The 20,981-nt window shown below is 72.6% G+C and carries 16 protein-coding genes and 1 pseudogene; 12 read left to right on the top strand and 5 right to left on the bottom strand.

The genetic code is table 11. From position 1 onward, the window contains the following. Nucleotides 1-128 precede the first annotated feature (128 nt). The 6 genes from ACFVYK_RS29195 (at nucleotide 129) to ACFVYK_RS29220 (ending at nucleotide 5,857) form a co-directional block, all read left to right on the top strand. A complete protein-coding gene (locus tag ACFVYK_RS29195) occupies nucleotides 129-251 on the top strand; it encodes a hypothetical protein (RefSeq protein ID WP_333741507.1) in 123 nt (40 codons plus the stop codon). A gap of 119 nt (nucleotides 252-370) precedes the next feature. Further along, nucleotides 371-970 (top strand): winged helix-turn-helix domain-containing protein, encoded by a 600-nt coding sequence (locus tag ACFVYK_RS29200; protein WP_389779194.1) that lies wholly within the window; start codon nucleotides 371-373, stop codon nucleotides 968-970. A 66-nt stretch (nucleotides 971-1,036) separates the two neighbouring features. After that, entirely contained in the window at nucleotides 1,037-2,086 is a 1,050-nt protein-coding gene (locus tag ACFVYK_RS29205) for an NAD-dependent epimerase/dehydratase family protein (RefSeq protein WP_389779196.1), read from the top strand. 52 nt (nucleotides 2,087-2,138) lie between these two features. Further along, nucleotides 2,139-3,422 (top strand): sensor histidine kinase, encoded by a 1,284-nt coding sequence (locus tag ACFVYK_RS29210; protein ID WP_389779198.1) that lies wholly within the window; start codon nucleotides 2,139-2,141, stop codon nucleotides 3,420-3,422. Next, the gene (locus tag ACFVYK_RS29215) at nucleotides 3,407-4,063 is read left to right on the top strand and encodes a LuxR C-terminal-related transcriptional regulator (RefSeq protein WP_389779200.1); all 657 of its coding nucleotides are present in this window, start codon (nucleotides 3,407-3,409) and stop codon (nucleotides 4,061-4,063) included. The genes ACFVYK_RS29210 and ACFVYK_RS29215 overlap by 16 nt, the downstream gene beginning before the upstream one ends. 177 nt (nucleotides 4,064-4,240) lie before the next feature. Next, nucleotides 4,241-5,857, top strand: coding sequence for a DUF1996 domain-containing protein (locus tag ACFVYK_RS29220; protein WP_389779202.1), 1,617 nt, complete (start codon nucleotides 4,241-4,243; stop codon nucleotides 5,855-5,857). Between the two features lie 109 nt (nucleotides 5,858-5,966). On the opposite strand, the gene ACFVYK_RS29225 is transcribed toward ACFVYK_RS29220, so the two are convergent. Beyond that, the gene (locus ACFVYK_RS29225; protein WP_389779203.1) at nucleotides 5,967-6,407 is read right to left on the bottom strand and encodes a hypothetical protein; all 441 of its coding nucleotides are present in this window, start codon (nucleotides 6,405-6,407) and stop codon (nucleotides 5,967-5,969) included. Between the two features lie 100 nt (nucleotides 6,408-6,507). Here ACFVYK_RS29225 and ACFVYK_RS29230 point away from each other — a divergent pair, with 100 nt between their 5' ends. The 4 genes and pseudogenes from ACFVYK_RS29230 to ACFVYK_RS29245 all read left to right on the top strand — a co-directional run bounded on the left by ACFVYK_RS29230 (nucleotide 6,508) and on the right by ACFVYK_RS29245 (nucleotide 10,246). Beyond that, nucleotides 6,508-7,011, top strand: a complete 504-nt coding sequence (locus ACFVYK_RS29230; RefSeq protein ID WP_389779205.1) for a tetratricopeptide repeat protein — start codon at nucleotides 6,508-6,510, stop codon at nucleotides 7,009-7,011. A 99-nt stretch (nucleotides 7,012-7,110) separates the two neighbouring features. Then, the gene (locus ACFVYK_RS29235) at nucleotides 7,111-9,039 is read left to right on the top strand and encodes a hypothetical protein (protein ID WP_389779207.1); all 1,929 of its coding nucleotides are present in this window, start codon (nucleotides 7,111-7,113) and stop codon (nucleotides 9,037-9,039) included. Nucleotides 9,040-9,161: 122 nt separating this feature from the next. Continuing rightward, nucleotides 9,162-9,329, top strand: a pseudogene (locus ACFVYK_RS29240) (metal-dependent hydrolase); the annotation flags it as partial. A 227-nt stretch (nucleotides 9,330-9,556) separates the two neighbouring features. After that, nucleotides 9,557-10,246 carry a TetR/AcrR family transcriptional regulator gene (locus ACFVYK_RS29245; protein WP_389779208.1) on the top strand — a complete coding sequence of 230 codons (690 nt, stop codon included), beginning with the start codon at nucleotides 9,557-9,559 and terminating at the stop codon, nucleotides 10,244-10,246. Between the two features lie 4 nt (nucleotides 10,247-10,250). On the opposite strand, the gene ACFVYK_RS29250 is transcribed toward ACFVYK_RS29245, so the two are convergent. The 4 genes from ACFVYK_RS29250 to ACFVYK_RS29265 all read right to left on the bottom strand — a co-directional run bounded on the left by ACFVYK_RS29250 (nucleotide 10,251) and on the right by ACFVYK_RS29265 (nucleotide 19,356). Next, a complete protein-coding gene (locus tag ACFVYK_RS29250) occupies nucleotides 10,251-10,616 on the bottom strand; it encodes a 5-carboxymethyl-2-hydroxymuconate Delta-isomerase (RefSeq protein ID WP_389779210.1) in 366 nt (121 codons plus the stop codon). Between the two features lie 41 nt (nucleotides 10,617-10,657). Then, on the bottom strand, nucleotides 10,658-12,319 hold the full coding sequence (locus tag ACFVYK_RS29255) for a SpoIIE family protein phosphatase (RefSeq protein WP_389779212.1): 1,662 nt from the start codon (nucleotides 12,317-12,319) through the stop codon (nucleotides 10,658-10,660). 74 nt (nucleotides 12,320-12,393) lie between these two features. Next, complete coding sequence (pulA, locus tag ACFVYK_RS29260) at nucleotides 12,394-17,808, bottom strand: pullulanase-type alpha-1,6-glucosidase (RefSeq protein WP_389779214.1); 5,415 nt, start codon at nucleotides 17,806-17,808, stop codon at nucleotides 12,394-12,396. 162 nt (nucleotides 17,809-17,970) lie between these two features. Further along, nucleotides 17,971-19,356, bottom strand: a complete 1,386-nt coding sequence (locus tag ACFVYK_RS29265; RefSeq protein ID WP_389779216.1) for an alpha-amylase family protein — start codon at nucleotides 19,354-19,356, stop codon at nucleotides 17,971-17,973. 208 nt (nucleotides 19,357-19,564) lie between these two features. On the opposite strand from ACFVYK_RS29265, the gene ACFVYK_RS29270 reads away from it, so the two are divergent. Continuing rightward, complete coding sequence (locus tag ACFVYK_RS29270) at nucleotides 19,565-20,275, top strand: hypothetical protein (RefSeq protein ID WP_389779218.1); 711 nt, start codon at nucleotides 19,565-19,567, stop codon at nucleotides 20,273-20,275. Continuing rightward, a complete protein-coding gene (locus ACFVYK_RS29275; RefSeq protein ID WP_389779219.1) occupies nucleotides 20,272-20,943 on the top strand; it encodes a class I SAM-dependent DNA methyltransferase in 672 nt (223 codons plus the stop codon). The genes ACFVYK_RS29270 and ACFVYK_RS29275 overlap by 4 nt, the downstream gene beginning before the upstream one ends. The last annotated feature ends 38 nt before the right edge of the window (nucleotides 20,944-20,981 follow it).

Genomic DNA, 20,981 nt, shown 5'->3' on the forward strand with positions numbered 1-20,981 from the left:
GCGGTGTGGTGGTCGGGCTCGGCGCCTTCGGCTACCGCCTGGCGGCCCGCGCCCTGGTGCACCTGACCGCCGCCTACCGCTGTGAGAGGAGGCTCCTGTAACGGGCGGGTGTCTGCTTCAATGGGGCCATGGCCAGCTTCCAGAAGAACACCGCGACGGGTCGCCATGACCTCGAGCCCTTCTGGCCCTCCCGTCAGCACCACGACTTCGACCGGGTGTGTTGCCGCGCGACGAACGCGCCGGCCCTCTAAAGCCGTACACCCCGGCCTTCGGCCAGCGCGCACACGACGTACGTCCTCGACGAGCCCGACCACGAATCGCGGCCGTCGTCCTCCCCGACGAACTCCTCGCGCGAAAGAGCTGACCTCTCATGGCGACCACTCGTTCTCTCTCCTCCGCTCCCTCCCTCACCGCCGCCGCCGCCGCTCCCAACGGCGCCGCCCGCCACCGACTGCGGGCCGTCGACCGGGACGAGACGGTCGAGGCCGTGGACTTCCTGCCGCCGGGCACGACCTGGCTGCCCGCCCCCCAGCACACCCTGCCGGCGCTGCCGGGCCGGCCGCCGATGATCGGCTACCTGGTGCTCGTCCCGGCCGACCAGCAGCCGCCCTTCCTGCCGGTGGCGGTGCCGGACCGGCCCGCGGCCGACGAGACCGGCCCGGCCGAGGGCGCCGGACGCCCGCTCGTGCGGATCGACCCCGTGCAGCGCACCGCCGAGGTGGACGGGGAGCGACTCGACCTCACCTACCTGGAGTTCGAGCTGCTCGCGCACCTGGTGGCGCACCCGAACCGGGTGCACACCCGCGACCAGCTCGTCACCACGGTGTGGGGGTACGGCCATGTGGGCGACGGGCGCACGGTCGACGTCCACATCGCCCGGCTGCGCCGCAAGCTGGGCGCACAGCACCGCCAGTCGATCCAGACGGTGCGCCGCGTCGGCTACAAGTACACCCCGCCGACCGCCCGCTGACCCGGTTCGTCTGCCGACGGCAGAGCACGGTTCCCCGTCGCGCCCGCACCGGGCACAGTCACCGGTATGAGACTTCTGGTGCTGGGCGGGACGGAGTTCGCGGGGCGGGCCGTCGTCGAGGCGGCCCTCGGGCGGGGCTGGGAGGTGACGGTCCTCAATCGGGGGAGGCACGCGCCCGTCCCCGGCGTCCGGTCGCTGACCGGCGACCGCACCGCGCCCGGGGGCCTCGCCGCGCTCGCCCGTGGCGACGAGGGCGACTGGGACGCCGTCGTGGACACCTGGTCGGCGGCGCCCCGCGCGGTGCACGAGGCGGCGCGGCTGCTGCGGGGCCGCGCCCGCCGGTACGTGTACGTGTCGAGCTGCTCGGTGTACGCCTGGGCTCCGCCCGCCGGGTACGCCGAGGACGCGACGGTCGTCGAGGGGGCCGAACCGGGCGCCGAGCAGAGGGACTACGCCCGGGACAAGCGCGGCGGCGAGCTGGCCGCCCTCGAAGCCTTCGGCGAGCGGGACAGCGTCCTCGTACGGTCCGGGCTGATCCTCGGCCCGTACGAGAACGTCGGCCGGCTGCCCTGGTGGCTGACCAGGATCGCGCGCGGCGGCCCGGTCCTCGCACCCGGCCCGCACGGCCTGCCCCTGCAGTACGTCGACGTCCGCGACCTCGCCGAGTGGATTCTCGGGGCGGTCGGGAGCGAGCTGGCCGGGGCGTACAACCTGATGAGCCCGCAGGGCCACGCGACGATGGGCGCGTTGCTGGAGGCGTGCGTGCGCGCCACCGGTTCGGACGCCGAGCTGCGGTGGACGGCGCCGGAGACCGTCCTGGACGCGGGCATCGAGCCGTGGACCGAGCTGCCCGTGTGGGTGCCGCCGGGCTCCGACCTGCACGACGCGCTGCACGGGGCCGACGTCTCGCGGGCGGTGGCGGCGGGGCTCGTCTGCCGCCCGGTCGAGGAGACCGTCGCCGACACCTGGAGCTGGCTGACGTCGATCGGCGGCACGGCGCCCCGACGCCCCGACCGCCCCCGCAACGGCCTGGACCCGGAGGTCGAGGCGAAGGTGCTCGCGGCGGGCGCCCCCGGCGGGCCGCAGTGCGAGGGTGTAGCTGGCACCACCCCCTGAGCGGGGACCTCGGCCCCGTGACCGCCGCTCGACGGTCCGCGAGACTGATGCCATGAACGCCAACACGCAAAGCGGCAGCATGGGCACCCGGGCGCGGGCGGCGGCGCTGGCCTCCGGCCGGAGCTTCGTCCTGGCCCTGGTGTGCCTGCCCGAGGCCATCCTGTGCTACACGGTCGCCGTCGTCTCGATCTCGCTCGTCCCGGTCGTGGGGGTCGGGCTGGTCACGACGCCGTGGGCGCTCACCTGGGTGCGGTCCTTCGCCGACCGGCGGCGGGCGCTGGCGGCGAAGTGGTGCGGCATACGCATCCCCTCGGCCTACCGGCCGGTGCCCAAGGACGCGAGACCGTGGGCACGCACGACCGCGATGCTGCGGGACCCGGCGACCTGGCGTGATCTGCGATGGCTCCTGGTCGACATGACGGCCGGTTACGTGACCGCGCTGTTGCCGGCCGCGCTGGCCCTCTACGCGGTGGAGGGGTTCGCGCTGGCGGCCGGGCTGTGGCGGGTGTACCGGGACGCGACCGGCGACACCTACTGGTACGCCTTCGTGCCGGTCACCGGCCAGGCGTCGGCCTTCGGCGCGGCGGCCCTGGCCTGCGTGCTCCTGGTGACCGGCTACTTCTGCACGCCGCGTCTGCTGGCCAACCACTTCCGCCTCACCCGGGCCGTACTCTCCCCCAGTCAGGCCGAACTCGCCGAGCGTGTGCGGGTGTTGACGGAGACCCGACGGGACGCCGTGGACACCTCCGCCGCCGAACTGCGGCGCATCGAACGGGATCTGCACGACGGCGCCCAGGCGCGGCTGGTGGCGATGGGCATGGATCTCGGCACCGTCGAGATGCTCGTCGACAAGGACCCGGAGAAGGCCAAGGCGCTGCTCTCCCAGGCTCGCCGGTCGTCCGCGGAGGCGCTCTCCGAGTTGCGCGACCTGGTGCGCGGCATCCATCCGCCGGTGCTGGCCGAGCGCGGACTGGGCGACGCGGTCCGGGCGTTGGCGCTGCGGCTGCCGGTCGCCACCGAGGTGAGCGTCGACGTCGAGGGCGGTCGTGCGGACGCGCCCGTGGAGTCGGCGGCCTACTTCGCGGTGAGCGAGGTGCTCACCAACGCGGTCAAGCACTCCGGCGCCGACCGGATCTGGGTCGACCTGCGCCACTCGGACGGCAGTCTGCGGATCTCCGTCACCGACAACGGCGGGGGCGGCGCGGCGGTCGGAGCGGGCTCGGGGCTGGCCGGGATCGAGCGCCGGCTGGGTACATTCGACGGCGTCCTGGCCGTCAGCTCCCCCGCCGGCGGTCCCACCATGGTGACCATGGAGATTCCTTGCGTGTTGTCCTAGCCGAAGACCTCTTCCTGCTGCGGGACGGTCTCGTCCGGCTGCTGGAGGCCTACGACTTCGAGATCGCCGCCGCCGTCGAGACCGGACCCGAGCTGGAGCGGGCCCTCGCCGAACTGGAGCCGGACGTCGCCGTGGTCGACGTCCGGCTCCCGCCCACGCACACGGACGAAGGTCTGCAGTGCGCGCTGGAGGCCCGCCGCAGGAGGCCCGGGCTGCCGGTGCTCGTCCTCTCCCAGCACGTCGAGCAGCTGTACGCGCGCGAGCTGCTCGCCGACGGCAGCGGCGGGGTCGGCTACCTGCTGAAGGACCGGGTCTTCGACGCGGAGCAGTTCGTGGACGCCGTGCGGCGGGTCGCCGCCGGCGGCACGGCGATGGACCCGCAGGTGATCCAGCAGCTGCTGGCCCGTCGCACGAACGACGGGCGGGGGCCGGTGGACCGGCTCACCCCGCGCGAACGGGAGGTTCTGGAGCTGATGGCGCAGGGCCGGTCGAACGGGGCGATCGCGGGCAGTCTGGTCGTCACCGAGCGGGCCGTCGCCAAGCACACGGCGAACATTTTCGTGAAGCTGGGTCTGGAGGTCTCCGACGACGACAACCGCAGGGTTCTGGCGGTGCTGGCCTATCTCGACCAGGGCCGCTGAGACCGGCAACCGGTAGGTGCTGTGAGGGTTTTGGGGTTGTTCTGTCGCAGGGACCTCTCATGAATTTCTGAGCGGACTGAACACCTGTGAGGCGTGATGCGTAAGGGAGGAAGCAGCTTCAGCTTCACTCCTGTCGGGCGCCTCGATGCTGCCCCGCAAGGAAGTCAGAGGAGTTCCATGGGACGCAACACACGTAAACGCCGTTCGTCGATGGCCACGAAGGCCGTGGCAGCATCGGCGGCCCTAGCGCTCGGCGGGGGCGGGCTGATCTGGGCGAACTTCTACGCCTCGGCGCACGAGTCGAACAGCTCGGGCCAGAACGAGACCAAGGCCGCCAACGCGGCCGTGCAGGTCGCCACCATCTCCTGCCCGGACGTGGGGCAGAAGCTGACGAGCGTGCCCAACGGGGCCAAGCAGGGCGTCGCGACCGAGCTGGCCAACCTCGACAAGCAGATCACCGAGGCCTACGCCCGACTCGCCTCGACCCGCCAGGCCCAGGCCGGTGACTCCGGTTTCGTGCAGAACGCGATCGTCGGCCCCCTCAAGGAGAAGCGGGCCGCGACGATCGACCGGATCCGCATCAACATCCAGCGCTCGGGCGGCCAGTTCGACAACTCGCTGAGCCAGCTCGCGGCCTGCACCACACAGGCGGCGAACAACACGAACGCCGGGCAGGCCAACGGCGGTCAGCAGGGCGGCGGCCAACAGCAGAACGGCGGCCAGCAGCAGGGCGGCCAGCAGGGCGGCGGCCAGCAGCAGGGCGGCCAGCAGAACGGCGGTCAGCAGCAGGGCGGCCAGCAGAACGGCGGTCAGCAGCAGGGCGGCGGCCAGCAGCAGGGCGGTCAGGGCGGTCAGGGCGGCAACGGCCCGGTCGCCGCGGACTTCGTGGACATCACCAAGGTCCAGGCGAACGCGCAGCTGGGCGTGGGCCAGAACGGTCTGCCCGCCAACGGCAACAGCGGTTCTCGCGGCACGTTCACCTCGAACTGCGGCACCAACGCCAACAAGAACCACAACACGGACAACGTGATCGTGGCTCCCGGCGTCGCCAACGGCGCCCACCACCTGCACGACTACGTCGGCAACCAGAACAACGACGCGTTCGCGAGCGACCAGAAGCTTCTGGCAGCCGGCACCAGCTGCCAGAACCAGGGCGACAAGTCCTCGTACTTCTGGCCGGTCATACGTGTCCAGGACGGCACGAAGGACTTCGACCAGAACAAGGACGGCGGCGGCAAGGAAGGCAACGTCGGCAAGATCCTGCAGCCCGCCCAGGCGCAGATCAAGTTCGTCGGCAACAAGAAGGGCAACGTCGTCGCGATGCCGACGGCCCTGCGCATCATCACCGGTGACGCCAAGGCCTTCGTCAACGGCAACGGCAACGCCAACGTGAACTGGAGCTGCACCGGCTTCGAGAACAAGGTGCAGCTGGAGACGCAGTACCCGATCTGCCCGCAGGGCAGCCAGGTGGTGCGGACGACCAACTTCCAGAGCTGCTGGGACGGCAAGAACATCGACTCCGCCAACCACCGCACGCACGTGGCCTTCGTCCAGGCGGACGGCACCTGCGCCAACGGTTTCAAGGCGATCCCCCAGCTCCAGGTCCGGCTGGTCTACAACGTCCCGGCCCCGAAGCTGCAGAACGGGACCGTCGTGAACCCGTACGCGGTGGACACCTTCCCGGAGAACCTGCACAAGCCGATCACCGACCACAACGACTTCATCAACTTCTTCTCCACGAACCTGATGAACAAGATGGTCAACTGCATCAACACCGGCCAGAAGTGCAAGTGACCCGCTGAGAGGACCGGCTGAGCACGCCGACCGAGAAAGCCGGCGGTGAGGAACCCCTCACCGCCGGCTTCTTCGTGTGCCGGGTCCGTCCCCGAGCGCCGGGCCCTGTTCAGTGACCGGAGTGCGTGGCGCCTTCCGTGGCCTCGTGCGAGGCGTGCGTGGAGTGGTCCGTGCCCTCCTCGATGTCACCGCCGAGCGTCTTGCGCAATGCCGTCACGGTGCTCGTCTGCTCGCCCACGGCCACCCACTTGCGGCCGACGAGGTAGTGGCCGCCGTAGTCCTTGGCCCCGTTGATCCACTCGCGCTGGCCGCGGTCGGTGGCGAAGGTCAGCAGGATGAACTTCCCGGCGGCGTTCTTGCAGAGGGCCTGGCGCAGTTCGTCGGCGTCGGTCTGCATGTCGGGCGTGCACTTCGCCTCGGCGGCGATGTGCTCCAGGCTGCCGGTCGCCGTCTGCGGGACGGCCACCTCCTTGTCGCCGGACGAGCACCCCGCCAGCAGCAGTGCCGCGGCGGCGGCCGCCGCCGCGAGCATCGGTCGGGTCACCTTCATCTGTTCCTCCCTGCAAGAGCCTCGTCCTGGATACGGCTCCAGCGCGCGGTGCGCTCAAAATACCGGCGCCCGGCGGGGACAGGCGTGCGAAAGTGGGCCGGTGAACCAAGACTGGGAAGACCGCGTGACCGCCGCCTGGGCCGCCTTCGACGACTACCCGCAGGAGAAGGCGGCGGACTTCCGGGCCGTGATCGACGCGCTCGCCGCCGAACTGCCCGAGGGCAGCCCGCTGGGCCTCTTCGAGCGGGCCTGCGCCTGGGACTCGACCGGCCACTCGGACCGGGCGGCCCCGCTGTACCGGGAGGCGCTCGCCCGCGGCCTGAGCGAGGTCAGCGGCTACAAGGGCAGGCGAGCCAAGATCCAGCTCTCCAGTTCGCTGCGCAACATCGGCCGCGCACACGAGGGCGTCGAACTGCTGACCCCCGAACTGACCGCGCCGTCCGACGAGTTGGACGACGCCGTACGCGCCACGCTGGCCCTGTGCCTGTCCAACCTCGGCCGCGACCGCGAGGGCCTGTCCCTGGTCCTGGGCGCCCTGGCCCCGCACCTGCCGCGCTACCAGCGATCGATGGCGAACTACGCGCGGGCCCTGGTGACGGGCTGAGCGGCGGGGTCGCGGCCTGAGCGGCGGCCCGGCCGGTAGCGGTGACCGGGGTGCGGCCCGGTGCGGTGACCATCCCCGGGCTCGCTCGTTCTGCTGGACGTGCAGTCACGAGATGTCGCCCCACGCCCCGCGGCCGGATCCGCCGCCGACCGGATCGTCGACGCCGAGCAGGCCGAAGCCGCGCTCGTCGAGCACTACCCGCGTCTGGTCCGGCTCGCCTATCTCGTGCTGCCGCCCGGCCTCGGCCGCGGTCGGCGGGTCCTGACCGCGCACGCCCTCGTCCAGCGCGCCCTGCCCCGCGGGCGGGCCTCCGCCCCCGTCATCCCGGCCCAGTCCGCCGGCCGCGACGGCGACCCCGGGTACGCCTACGTCCGCCTCCAGGTGGTCCGCACGGCGCTGGAGGCGGGGCTGCCGCTGACGCTGCGGGCCTGGCCCAAGCGGGCGCAGTTGCCGCCGCTGTTCCCGCAGGTGTGGGGGCTGCGCCTGTTCCCCCGCTCCGGCGGGTCGGACGAGCTCGCCCTCGACCAGCGGCTCGCCGCCCTCTCGGGGCCGGCCCGGGCCGCCTACGCGCTGCGCGGCCTGGAGCGGCTCCCCGACGGCGATGTGCGCGAGGTGCTGACCGAGGCCGGCGTCCAGGAGGTGGAGGCGGCCCTGCGCGAGGCCGCCGGGGTCCCGGTCGCGCAGTACGCGCTGCTCGCCGACTCCTCCGAGTTCGACCCCTGCTCGCTGCAGGCCCGGCCCACCGACCTGATGCGCCGCCGTCGGCACACGCGGGCCGCGCTCGCCGCCGCGGCCGCGCTCGCGGTGTGCGGCGCGCTGGTCGCGCTGCCCGGCGACGGCTGGGGACCGGACGGCGCGGCGGCCCCGGCGTACGCGCAGAACCCGGCCGCCGAGGCCGCCCTCGACCCCGGACGGCTGGTGAGGATCTCCCCCGCCGTCTGGAAGACCTCCGCCCGCACGGACTTCTCGGTGTGGCCCGCGCGCGGCGCGTTGACTCGTGACACCACGCTGCTGCGCCGCGCGCTCGCCGTCTGGGCCCGCCCGGGTGAGACCGTCCAGGTGTCCGCCACTCCGCAGACGCCCGCCGGCGGTCCCGCCGGTCCGCCGCAGCTCCTGTACGCGGGCGAGGTCGGCAACGCGCGCGTGGTGATCCTCTACGACGGACTGCGCATCGCCCGCTACGCGGAGCCCAAGGACGGCACGGCGGGGGCGGCCCTCGACTTCGCGCGGGTCGACGGCGCGACCGGCGCCGAGGCGGCCGCGCTGGTGCTGGACCGGGCCGACGGCAACGTCCGCTATCTGACGGCTCCCTGGGTGACCGGGGCCGCCGAGCGGGACCTGTCGAAGCCGGGCGCCGGGGTGATGGCACTGACGCTGACCGACGGGATCACCTCGCCGCTGGCCAGCCCCGCCACCCGGTCCGGCACGTGCACGACGTGGAACGTGCTGCAGCTGACCGACGCCTCGGGTTCCCGTCTGCTCAGCGACCTCGGCGAGCTCGTGCCCGCCCGCCTCACCGCCGGGCGGCCGACCGCCCCCAAGGAGGCGGGCGGCGCGCAGGCGCTGCGGACCTGGGCGCCGTTCGCCTGTTCGCTGGCCGACGCGCGCGGACAGGGCGTACGGACGGTCAACGCGTGGGGATACGCGCGCCAGCCGCTGCCCGACGGAAGCGGCTCGGCGGCCTGGGTGTGCACCAGGGCCGAGACCTGGCGGGGCGACGGGAACCGGGTGCTGGCCCAGTTCCACACGCCCGGCGGGCTGTTCGGGGCGGCCGTGGCGAAGGCCGGGGACGTGCCGGCGTGTGGTCCGCGCGATCCGCACGTGCTGTCCGGGGTGCTGTGGAAGTCCAAGGGCGGCCACTGGTACCTGCTCGCCGCCGGCGACAAGGAGACGGCCTCGGTCCGGTCGACGGGCGGGGTGCGCGGTTCCGGGCCGGGCAACCTCCTGACGGTGGCGGCGAAGCAGGGTGCGCGGGCGGGTCTCGAGGGCCGGTTGAAGGACGGCCGGCGGATCACCGGACTGCGCTGACGGGCCGCCCGCGCGAGTTCTCGCACAGGGGCTCGCCCACGGCCTACCCGTCAGTACATTGACGTCATGTCCAACAAGGCCGGCCGGGCGCCCCTCAAGGCCCGCAAGGTGTCCTTCTCCCCGACCCCACCATGCTGGACCTACTGCGCTGGCACGGCGCGGAGGAGGTCGAGCACCGGTCCGTCGCCTTCGACCTCTTCCAGCACGTGGACGGCGGCTACCGGCGCCGGGCACGGACCTGGGCGGCCGCGTTCGCGACCATGGCGTTCCTGTGGCAGCGCGGGGTCCGCACGGCTCGTGCCGGACGGCCGGGGCGGCTCGCGCGAGGTGCACGAGAAGGTGCTGGAGACGAGCTGCTCACCGACGCCGAGCGCGGCGACTCGATGCTGATCTGCGTCTCGCGGGCACGAGGCGCGCGCCTGGTGCTCGACATGTGATCGCGCGGCCGACGCACGGCGGGGAACACCTGGATCGGTCCGGGCCGTTCGCGTCCGGATTCGATCGGTAAGGTGTTCGTATGACTACCGGGGTCCGTCGCAGAATGGGAGTCGAGGAGCGTCGGCAGCAGTTGATCGGCGTCGCCCTCGACCTGTTCGCCCAGCGTTCGCCGGACGAGGTCTCGATCGACGAGATAGCCGCGGCCGCGGGCATCTCGCGCCCCCTCGTATACCACTACTTCCCCGGCAAACTCAGCTTGTACGAAGCCGCGTTGAAGCGCGCGTCGGAGGATCTGGCGAGCCGGTTCAGCGAGCCGCACGAGGGGCCGCTGGGCACCCGGCTGCTGCGCGTGATGCATCGGTTCTTCGACTTCGTCGACGCGCACGGCCCCGGTTTCTCCGCTCTCATGCGCGGCGGCCCGGCGGCCGGCTCGTCGACCGCCAACGCGCTCGTCGACTCGGTCCGCCAGGCCGCCTACGAACAGATCCTGTCGCACCTGGGCGTCACCGACCCGCCGCCGCGGCTGGAACTGGTCGTCCGTTCCTGGATCTCGCTCGCCGAGTCGACCGCGCTGATCTGGCTGGACGGGCGGCGCATCCCGCGCGAGGAGCTGGAACGGCAGCTCGTGCAGGACTTCGCCGCGCTGACCGCCGTCAGCGCGGCCTACGACGACGAACTGCGCACGCTGCTGCGGCCGGTGCTGGGCGGCGAGCCGGCGGACGGCGCCTTCGGCGCCCTGGCCGCCCGGCTGATCGCCCTCGCGTCCTGACCGCTCAGGCCTCGAACTTGCGGTACGACGGGTCGAGGTCGCGGACCTCGGCGGACACGTGCAGGCTCACGCCGTCGACCGGCTGGACGTGCTTGCGCAGCAGCTCCAGAGCCGATTCGGTGAGCCGGGCCTTGGTCTCGTCGGTGCGGCCGGCCAGCAGGGCGATCGTGACGTTGACGATGGCCGGGCCCCCGTCACCGTCCGCCGCGACGGCTCCGACCACGTCCGCCTCGGTCCGCAGGACCCGGGTCTTGCACGCCTCCAGCCGCGCGGCCGCCGTCTCCACGACGACCGGGTGCAGTTCGAGCGCGAATCCGCGCCAGTCGACGTGGTCGAGCCCCGAGGAGACTTCGACGGTGATCTGCGGCATGGGCACTCCTGTTCTAGGTCAACTGGGCCCACCTTAGAACCTCAGGACAGGTCCTGGTGGGTCAGCCGCAGGGCCAGCATCGCGACGTCGTCCTCGCGGTCGTTGCCGAAGCAGCTGAGGAGCGTGTCGCACAGGGCGTCCAGGCCCGGCATGGCGCCGATGGCCGCCGCGCGCAGCTGCTCCATCGACACCGCGAGATCGGTGCCCCGGGTCTCGATCAGTCCGTCGGTGACCATGAGGAGCCGGTCGGCGGGCTCCAGGAACAGTTCGGTGGGCGGTGGATGGGGCACCCCCACGCCCAGCAGCGGGCCGGCCGCCTTCACATAGTCGGCGGCGCGGCCGTCCCGCACGATCAGCGGCGGGATGTGGCCCGCGTTGGCGACGTGCGCGCGGCCGGTGCCGGGGTCGATGAGGACCAGGCAGACGGTCGCGGTGACCCCGGGATGGTAGAGCCGCAGCATCCGGTCGAGGCGCTCGGCGAGCACGGCCGGATCGCTCTCGTCGACGCAGTAGGCGCGCAGCGCGTGCCGGATCTCGACCATCACGGTGGCCGCCTCCAGCGAGTGCCCGACGACGTCGCCGACCGCGACCAGCACCCCGTCCCCGGCTCGCAGGGCGGCGTAGAAGTCCCCGCCGATCTCCGCCTCGCGGGACGCGGGCACGTACCGCACGACGACGTCGACGCCCGGCAGTTCGGGCAGCCGGTGCGGCTGGGGCAGGAAGCTGTGCTGCAGGGTGAGGGCGACGTGCCGCTCGGCCCGGTACATCAGCAGCGGCTCGGCGGCGAGGGCGGTGGCCTGGGCGAGCCGGGCCAGCAGGGACTCGCGCTCGGGGTCCACCCGGCGTACCCCGCGGGTCGGGGTGGCCAGACAGACCGTGGCCCGGCCGTCCTGGGTGGGGATCAGCACCAGACGGGCGTCGTGCTGCGTCCCCGGCCGGAAGAACCCGGCCGGCCACAGCGGCGCGGGCGCCGTGGTGATCCGCACCGCCGCCTGCCCGTGGGCGAGCCGCCGCAGCAGGGCGACCACGGCCCGGTGGGCGTCCGCGTCCGGCGGGGCAAGCGAGGTCCGGCTCCGGGGGGCGCCGCGATAGAGCTCGTCGTCCGGTCCGAGGACGAACACTGCGGCGGGCGCCCCGGTGAGCCGTGCGGCGCCCTCGGCCGCCGCGTCGACGAGTTCCTGCGGGGAGCGCGCCGACTGGATGGCGACGACCGCCTCGGACAGCAGGGCCAGCCGCCGTGCCGCCGCCTGGTCGTCGGCCCTCAGTCGTGCGGCCCGCACCGCCGCGCGGACCACCGCGTCGATCTCCTCGGGCGAGGCGGGCAGCCTCAGACGGGCGTCGCCGCCCGCCTCCGGCCCTTCCCCCGGGTCCCCCGGGTCGCCGGGCTCGCCCGAGTCCCCCTCGCCGCCCGAGAAGTGCACGACGGGCACGCCGGCCATGTGCGGCCGGGCTTTGAGGCGGCGGCGCAGTTCGAAGCCGCTCATGTCCGGCAGGTGCACGTCGACGAGGGCCACGTCCGGCAGGCCGCCCTTGCGCAGCCGTACGTCGAGTTCGACGAGTGCCTCGTGGCCGGTGCCGACCACGACGACCTGATGACCGGCGCGGCGCAGCACGGTCCCCAGGGCGAACCGGCCGGCGGCCGTGTGGTCCACGACGAGCACCGTCGTGTCCTGGGCGGCTGTCCCGCTGCCGCTGACGCTCATGGGTCGACCTCGGACTCGCCAAAGGGGTGGAGCAGACCGGGTGCGGGCCTGCTCCACCACCGTAGTGCCCCTGTCTAGGGCGTCGTCCGGGAGAACACCGCCACGGTGCGGGCCGGGACGGTGAACGTGCCCGATGCCCGCGTGTACGAGGCGGAGCGCACGGTCGGATCGGCGCCGGCCGCCTGCACCGGGTGCAGGCGGTAGCCGGTCCCGGCGAGCGCGGTGACCGTCTGCCGCTGCGCGTCGGGCGTCGCGTTGAACACGACGACCAGGTCGCCCAGCCGCATGGTGATCACCCCGGGCGTCTCCTCCTTGCCGGACAGCGGGAAGGACAGCGCCGACTGCACCCGTGCGGCCGTCCCGAGGGAGAACGCCTTCTCCGTCGTGCGGATCCGCAGCAGGTCGCGGTAGGCGGCGGAGGCCGCGGTGATCTGCGGGCAGCCCACCCTGACGGTGGTCAACAGGGGCTTGGCGTATGACCACTTGGCGGCGTTGTCGGCCGCCGGGGGCAGTCCGCGTCCGAAGCCGTTGCCTTCGGCGCAGTTCCAGTGGATCGCGTTGAACCAGTCGCCGCTGTCGAAGGAGTTGCGGTCCAGGGACTTCGAGCGCAACAGGTCGGTGCCGGCCTGTGACAGGGCCGGGCCCTGGGAGAGCGCGGCGGTGGCCATGGCCAGCACCTGCATACGGGAGCGGTCGGCGGCGGAGGTGTCGGCCGGCAGCTTGTAGGCGAGGGCGTCGAACAGCGACTCGTTGTCGTGCGCGTCGACGTAGGCGAGGGCGTCGCCGGGCGCGGCCGCGTAGCCGGCCGGGGCGCCGTTGTAGTCGACCTCGGCGCCGGTCACCTCTTCGCCGTCGGCGGCGGTGAAGCGGTAGGCGGCGAGGTTTCCGGACAGACCGACCTTGATGAGGTCCTGGTAGTGCAGCAGCCGGTCCTTCTGCTGTGCCGGAGTGCCGTTGTCCGCCGACGTGTTGGGGTCGGTGTACAGCCCGGAGGCGAAGCCCTGCACGCCGGGGTCCTCGTCGAACGGCCCGCCGCCGCGGACGGCGTCGCGCGCCCGGTCGGAGAACGTCGCGACACCGGTTCCCGCCATGTTGCGCTGGGTGGCCTGCACGAAGCGGGCGTCGTCGGCGACCTCGCCGAAGTTCCAGCCCTCCCCATAGAGAATGATCTTCTTGCCGTCGACGCCGTCCCGGGCCGGGGTCAGCGCGTCCAGCGCCCTGCGCACCGCGAGGATGCCGGCCTTCGGGTGGTGGCCCATGAGGTCGAAGCGGAAGCCGTCGACCTTGTACTCCTTGGCCCAGGTGACGACCGAGTCGACGACCAGCTTGCCCATCATGGCGTTCTCGGTGGCCGTGTTCGCGCAGCAGGTGCTGGTGGCGACCGAGCCGTCGGCGAGGAGGCGCTGGTAGTAGCCGGGGACGATCCGGTCCAGGACGCTGGTCGCCGCCTGGCCGCTCGCCGCGGTGTGGTTATAGACGACGTCCATGACGACCCGCAGGCCGTCCCTGTTCAGCGCCTGGACCATGCGGCGGAACTCCACGGTACGGGCCGTCCCGTCCGGGTCGCCGGCGTACGAACCCTCGGGGACCGTGTAGTGGTACGGGTCGTACCCCCAGTTGTAGGCGTCCTTCGCGGCGATCGCAGAAACGCATTCCTGCTGTTTCTCCGAGTCAGCGGGGTAAGAAGCGAGGTCGCAGTCGGCGCTCGCCTGATCGGCCCTGCGCTCGGCGATGGTGGCGATGTCGAAGACGGGCAGCAGGTGGACGTAGGACGTGCCCGCGGCCGCCAGCTCGCGCAGGTGCTTGGAGCCGTCGCTGTCGCGGTCGGTGAAGGCCAGGTAGGTGCCCCGGTCCTTCGCCGGGACGGTCGGGTCGGCGACGGAGAAGTCCCGGACGTGCAGCTCCTGGATCTGGGCGTCCCGCAGCGGGACGGCCTTCGGCTTGGCCTGCTTCGCCCAGCCGCTGGGGGCGAGAGACCCGTCGGCCAGGTCGACGACGAGACTGCGCCGGGAGTCGGCGGTGAGGGCGACCGAGTAGGGGTCGGTGACCTTGTTGACGACGACCTTGCGCACGCTGGGCGCCCACACCGTCACGACGTACCGGTAGGGCTTGTTCTTCCAGGACTTCGGGCCGGTCACGGACCAGACGCCGGTGGCGTCGTCGCGCTTCATCCGCACGGTGGAGCCGTCGAGTTCCAGGGAGACCTGCTGTGCCGTCGGGGCCCAGACGGACAGGGTGGGATGGCCGTCGCGGAACGTCGGCCCGAGCCGGGCGGCGGTCGCACCGGCGTAGAGGTCGTCGAGGACGCCCGCGAGCTGCACGCCGGTCGCCGCCAGTACCGCGCTGTTCGCCGCCCGCTGGGAGGCGACGACCTGACCGGTCAGCGCCTCGCGCACCCGGTCCCGGTCGCGCGGGTCCACGGACCAGGCGGTGTAGTCCTTCAGGTGCGGGTACTTCGCCTTCTGGGCGTCGGTGAGCGCGGTCCTGGTCAGCCGCAGCCACCTGGCCGCGCCGGTGAGCCGGCCGTCCGCGACGGCGATCGCGCCCGTGCGGCTGTACAGCAGCTGGGTGGAGGCCGCCCCCTCGGCGCCGTTCCAGGCGACGGTGTTCCGGTCGATCCAGACCGCCTTGGCGGTGGTGAGGTCGAGGGCCGCCGCGGACCCGGCGGGCTGCGGGAGGAGGTACTTCTCCTGCCCGTTCAGCAGCCACACCTCATGGCCGTTCGCGGTGAGGTCCAGCGACCGGTCGGCGGCGAGGTCCTTCTCGTCGCCCTTGTGGACGATGTAGCTCAGGCTGGTGGCGCCGGCGGCGAGCGGCACCTCGAAGACCGCGCCGTAGGCGTCGGTCCGCGCGGGCTGCAGCGGCTTCGACCACTCGGTCGGGCCCGCGGCGCCGGTCCACACGTGCAGACCCCAGCCGTCGTAGTCCCCGTCGGCGCGGTGGTAGTGCAGGACGGCCTTCGCGGTGTCCTGGGCCGGGTGGTCGGGCCTCTTCGTGACGACGCCCTCCTTGCCCTGCTCGATCCAGACCTCGCCGGTCTTCGTGACGTCGATCGTGCGGTCGGCGGCGACGTCCTTGTCGCCGTCCTCGTCGATGACGAGGAAGCCGACGGACGAGGCGCCCGGCTTCAGCTTGACATAGGCGAACGCGCCGTACGCGTCACGGCCGACGAAGGGGTGAGCGGCGGGCCAGGTGGTCGACTCGCCGTCGGCGAGGTCGCCCCAGGCGTACAGGCCCCAGTCGGCGTAGTCGCCGTCGGTGCGCCGGTAGTGGACGATCGCGTAGTCGCGGGAGGAGGCGGTGGGCGTCTGCGGGGCCGGCGGGGCGCCGGTGACGGAGGCCGCCGTGGCACTGGCCGTGCGCCCGGCCGAGTCGACGACGACCGCCTTGTAGCGCAGGGCCGTGCCGGCCGGCACGTGCGCGGAGATCGTCTGGGTGACCTTGTAGGGGGCGTGGTCGGCGGAGCCCAGCGTGCGCCACGCGCCGTCGCCGGTCTGAGCCGCGAACACGACCCGGTTGCGGGCGCCGCCGGTCACGTCGGCCGTGAGCTCGACGACGCCGGTGGCGCCGGCGCCGGGAGCGTGGAGGGCGAGGGTGGGGCGGGCGGCGGGGGCGGCCGGCCGGCGGTCGGCCTTCAGGACGATCGCCGAGCCCGCGGGAACGCTCACCGTGATCTTGCGGTCGGCGCCCGCGGTGACGGCGGTCCGGACGCCGTAGATCCCGCGGAACGCGGTGTTCGCGGTGCCGGTGACGAACGTCGCCTCCTTCGCCACGCCTGCGTTGTTGAAGGCGACCACGTACTCGGTCGGGTCCTTGCCGAGGCCGTTGCGGGAGAAGGCGTAGACGCCGGGGCCGTCGGCCGCGTAGCGCTCCGTCTGGACGCCGTCGGTGAGTGCGGGGTGCGCCTTGCGGAGCGCGGCGAGGGCCGCGATCCGCCGGTACAGGGGGGCCGAGGTGTCGTAGGCGTCGCTCGCGTGGGTGCGGGCGGTGCCGATCTCGTCGTCGTCGAGGTAGTCGGCGACCTGGGAGGCGAACATCGTCTGGCGGGCGTCCTTGTCGCCGCCGGATCCGGTGAAGCCCTGCTCGTCGCCGTAGTAGACGACCGGGTTGCCGCGGCTGAGGAACATCAGCTCGTTGGCGAGCTCGTCCTTGGCGAGGAGCTGCGCGTCGGTGGCCTTCGGGTTGTCCTGGTTCAGGAAGTACCCGACGCGGCCCATGTCGTGGTTGCCGAGGAAGGTGACCTGTTCGTACGCGTTGGCCTTGTCGGTCGTGTACTTGTAGTCGTCGGCGAAGACCGAGGAGAGCTTGCGCGCGCTGCCGCCCTGGGAGGCGTACTGGCGGGCCGCCTCCTGGAAGGGGAAGTCGAGCGTGGCGTCGAGGCGGCCCTGGGTGACGTAGGGGGCCGTGACCGACGTGTCGGCGGAGTAGACCTCGCCGAACATGAAGAAGTGGTCACGCCCCTGCCGGGCCGCGTAGGCGTCGAGGGCGGTCGCCCACTGCGTCCAGAACTCCATGTTCACGTGCTTGACGGTGTCGATCCGGAACCCGTCGATGTCGAAGTCGCGCACCCAGCGCCGGTAGATCTTCTCCATCCCGCTGACGACCTCGGGACGCTCGGTCCACAGGTCGTCGAGCCCGGAGAAGTCCCCTTGGGTCGCGGACTCGCCCGCGTAGGTCGAGTCACCGCGGTCGTGGTACATCGTCGGGTCGTTGAGCCAGGAGGGGACCTTGGCCTTCCGCTGCGCGGCGGGGACCGTCGGGGTGCGCGGGAAGGAGTCGGCGTCGACCGCCGGGAACTTCTTCCCGCCGTCCGCGTAATCGGCGTCGTCGAAGGGCTCGCCGTCCTTCGTCAGGTACGGGAACGCGCCCTTGGACAGGTAGTCGTAGGACTTCTCGGCGTAGTCGACGACGTCGGCGGTGTGGTTGGTGATGACGTCGAAGAAGACCTTCATGCCCTTGGCGTGCGCCTTGGCGATGAGGGTCTCCAGGTCCGCGTTGGTGCCGAAGTGCGGGTCGACCCGGGTGAAGTCGGTGATCCAGTAGCCGTGGTAGCCGGCGGAGGCGTTGTTCCCGACGCCCTGGACGGGCTGGTTCTTGAAGATCGGGGCCATCCAGATGGCGGTGGTGCCGAGGCCCTTGATGTAGTCGAGCCTCCTCGTCAGGCCCTTGAGGTCGCCGCCCTGGTAGAAGCCCTTGTCGGTGGGGTCGTACCCGGTGGACAGACGCGAGCCGGTGAGCCCGCCCCGGTCGTTGGAGTGGTCCGCGTCGGCGAAACGGTCGGGCATGACGAAGTAGAACTGCTCACGCGTGTCGTCGTGCCGGGCGGGCGCGGCGGCGAGCTGCGCGTCGGAGGGGGGCGGGGGCGGGCTGTCGGCCCGCGCGGCGAGCGGCTGGACCAGTGCGGCGGCCAGGGCGGCCACGGTGACGGCGGCCACTCGTCCTGCGTGGGCGGTGCGGCGCCTCCCGGGCGCCGGCCATCTCGGTATCACAGGTGGGAACTCCTTGCGCTGCGGCTCTGTCGGGTCCGACCCCTGCGCTCGCGGCGGCTGTGCCGCCGGGCGCCCGCGCGACGGTATCGCCGACGCAAGCTTTACAGCAAGGGTCATGAAAGACCGAGAAAGAATTTTCACGACCCTTGCTCACCGGCCCGTTCAGCAGGTGGACTTGCCCGCGTAGATCGCCAGCGCCGTGTCCGCGCCGAGGGTCGCTGTGAAGCGTCCCGCGGAGTCCACGGTCACGGTCGTGTCGTTCTGGACGTTGCAGTACGCGCCGGCCGGAAGGGAGGTCTGGTAGGTCCGGCTCAGGGAGCCGCTCTCGTGGTTGATCGCGACGTAGCCCTTGCTGCCGCGTCCGAAGGCGATCGCGTCGCCGCCGTCGTCCCACCAGTCGGTGACCGCCTGACCACGGGTGGCGTTGCGGAAGGCGACCATGCGCAGGATCTCCGGCCAGGCGTGCTGGCACTTCCAGCCGTTCTGCCAACAGGCGTCGACCGTACCGCCGTTGGGCGGACCGGCGTCCGCGTCGGACCACTCGTAACCGGAGTTGACGTCCGGCGCGCCGTAGGGGTAGGCGAGCATGAAGACGTTGGCGAGGGTGTAGCTCGCGCCGTTCTTGTAGTTCAGGGTGGAGCCGTTGCGCTCGGTGTCGTGGTTGTCGACGAAGACGCCGGCGCCCGAGCCGTTCAGGTACCCCCAGCCCTCGCCGTAGTTCTTCAGGTAGGCGAGGTTCTCGTTGTTGAGGACGCGCTTGAGGTCGTAGGCGTAACGGAACTCCTGGACGTCGCCGTTGCCGGTGTACTCGGTGGGCTGCACGGCTTCTCCCGCGCCGTAGATGACCTCCTGCTTCCAGTACACGCCCGGGTTCGTCAGCCGGGACTTGATGTTCGCGAGGTCGGCGGCGTCGATGTGCTTGGCCGCGTCGATGCGGAAGCCGTCGGCGCCCAGGCCGAGCAGGTCGTTCAGGTACCCGGCGATCGTCTTGCGGACGTACTCCTCGCCGGTGTCCAGGTCGGCCAGGCCGACGAGTTCGCAGTGCTGGACGTTCCAGCGGTCGGTGTAGTCGACGACCCGGGAGGTGCAGTCGTCGAAGTCGTAGGAGGAGTACAGGCCCGGGTAGCCGTACTTCGTGTACGACGAGCCGCCGGTGCCGGTGCCGCCGCCCGCCGCCATGTGATTGATCACGGCGTCGACGACGACCTTCACACCCGCCGCGTGGCAGGCGTCGACCATGTTCCTGAACGCCGTGCGGTCGCCGAGCCGGCCGGCGATGCGGTAACCGACGGGCTGGTACGACGTCCACCACTGCGAGCCCTGTATGTGCTCGGCGGGCGGTGAGACCTGCACGTATCCGTAGCCGGCCGGTCCGAGGGTGGTGGCGCACTCCGTGGCGACGGAGGCGTACTTCCACTCGAAGAGGACGGCGGTGACGTCCTTCACGCCGGGTGGGGCGGCGGAGGCGGTGGCGGCGCCGGGGACGACCACGGCGGCCAGGGCGGCGGCCAGGGCGAGGACGCCGGAGAGGGGTCTGCTGCGTGCCATGGGGAGGCTCCTTCGTCTTTGAAGGCTCTTGCTGAAATCTTTCAGAAACCTTGCGGTGGCGCGATGTTAAGGGGCGGCTGACCGAAAACGGCAGAGGGCGGAGTGAAGGATCTGCAAGAGACGACGAGCGGACGGGAACCGGCGCTTGGACCAAGGGCGGTGCGTCACCCGGTCCCGCGGCCCCGCGCTGCCCTGCTTGAATTCCCCGGTGACCACCGACTCGCCCGACCGGGCCGCACCCCACGGAACCGAGAACCCGGCGCCCGCATCCGCGGATCCGCCGTCGCACCCGCTGCTCGGTGCTCTCCTCGACGCCGCCGCAGGGCGATTCCCGCCGGCCGACGGGGGCGTCACGGTCCTGCCCGCGCTGCCCGGCGGCCTGGAGTGCTCGGTCGCCTTCACCGGGCACGCCGTCGTCGCCACCGCGTTGCCCGCCGCACAGGTGCGCGCCCACCGGCCCGACGGTTTCGGCGGCTCCCTGTCCCCGGACTTCCTGCGCGCTCTGGCCGGTCCCGGGGGCTGGATCGGCGTCGTCGACGCCACCCTGGCGGGCCGGGGCGCGGGCGGCCCCGCCCGGCTGCGTCCCCTCGCCGGGGCCGAGGACCATCCCCGGGTGCGGTTCGCCCGCGAACTCCGCTCCGACGTCCGGGTGTTCGGCGACGAGCGGGGTCTGGTCGCCCTCGCGGCGGGGCTCGCCGGACGCACCGAACTGAGCGTCGAACTGCACGCGCCCGACGACGGCGGCCACGGGCGGGGCAGAGCGCTGCTGGGCGACGCGCTGACGCTGGTTCCCGCCGGCGAGCCCGTCTTCGCGGCCGTCGCCCCCGGCAACGCGCGCTCCCTGCGGGCCTTCCTCGCCGCCGGGTTCGTCCCGATCGGGTCCGAGGTCCTGGTCCGCCCCGACCGGACCCGGGCATGACGGCCGGCCCCCCGGACGCCGGGACGCCCCTGACGACCCGCCGCAGCTACGACGCGGTGGCCGAGCGCTACGCCCGGGAGATCGGCGGGGAACTCGACGGCAAGCCGCTCGACCGCGCCCTGCTGGACGCCTTCGCCGAGCTGGCCGCCGGCGGGCCGGTCGCGGACGTCGGCTGCGGCCCCGGCCAGGTGACGGCCCGTCTGGCCGGGTTCGGCGCCCACCCGCTCGGCGTCGACCTGTCACCGGCCATGTGCGCGGTGGGACGCCGCGGGACCGGTCTGCCGTTCCTCGCGGCGGACATGACCGCCCTGCCGATCCGCTCGGGCGCGTTGGGCGGCATCGTGAGCCTGTACGCGGTGATCCACCTCGGCCGGGCCGAACGGGCCGCCGCCTACGCCGAGTTCGCCCGCGTGCTGCGCCCCGGCGCCCCCGCGCTCGTCGCCTTCCACACCAGCGACCCGGAGCTCCGCGAAGGACAGGCCGCCCGTCTCACCCAGTGGTGGGGCCACGCCGTCGACCTCACCTTCCGCTACCTCGACCCGGCCGAGGAGACGACGGCCCTCGCGCGGGCGGGCCTCGCCCTCGTCGCCCGCCTCGACCGGGAACCGCACCCCGAGGTCGAACACCCGAGCCGGCGCACCTACCTGCTGGTCCGGCGCCCCGCGTGACCGGCGCGAGCGGCGCGGACGCGCCGAGGCCCGCCGTC

Origin of the sequence: Streptomyces sp. NPDC058291, from assembly GCF_042880855.1 — a bacterium.
Classification (GTDB): Bacteria; Actinomycetota; Actinomycetes; order Streptomycetales; family Streptomycetaceae; genus Streptomyces.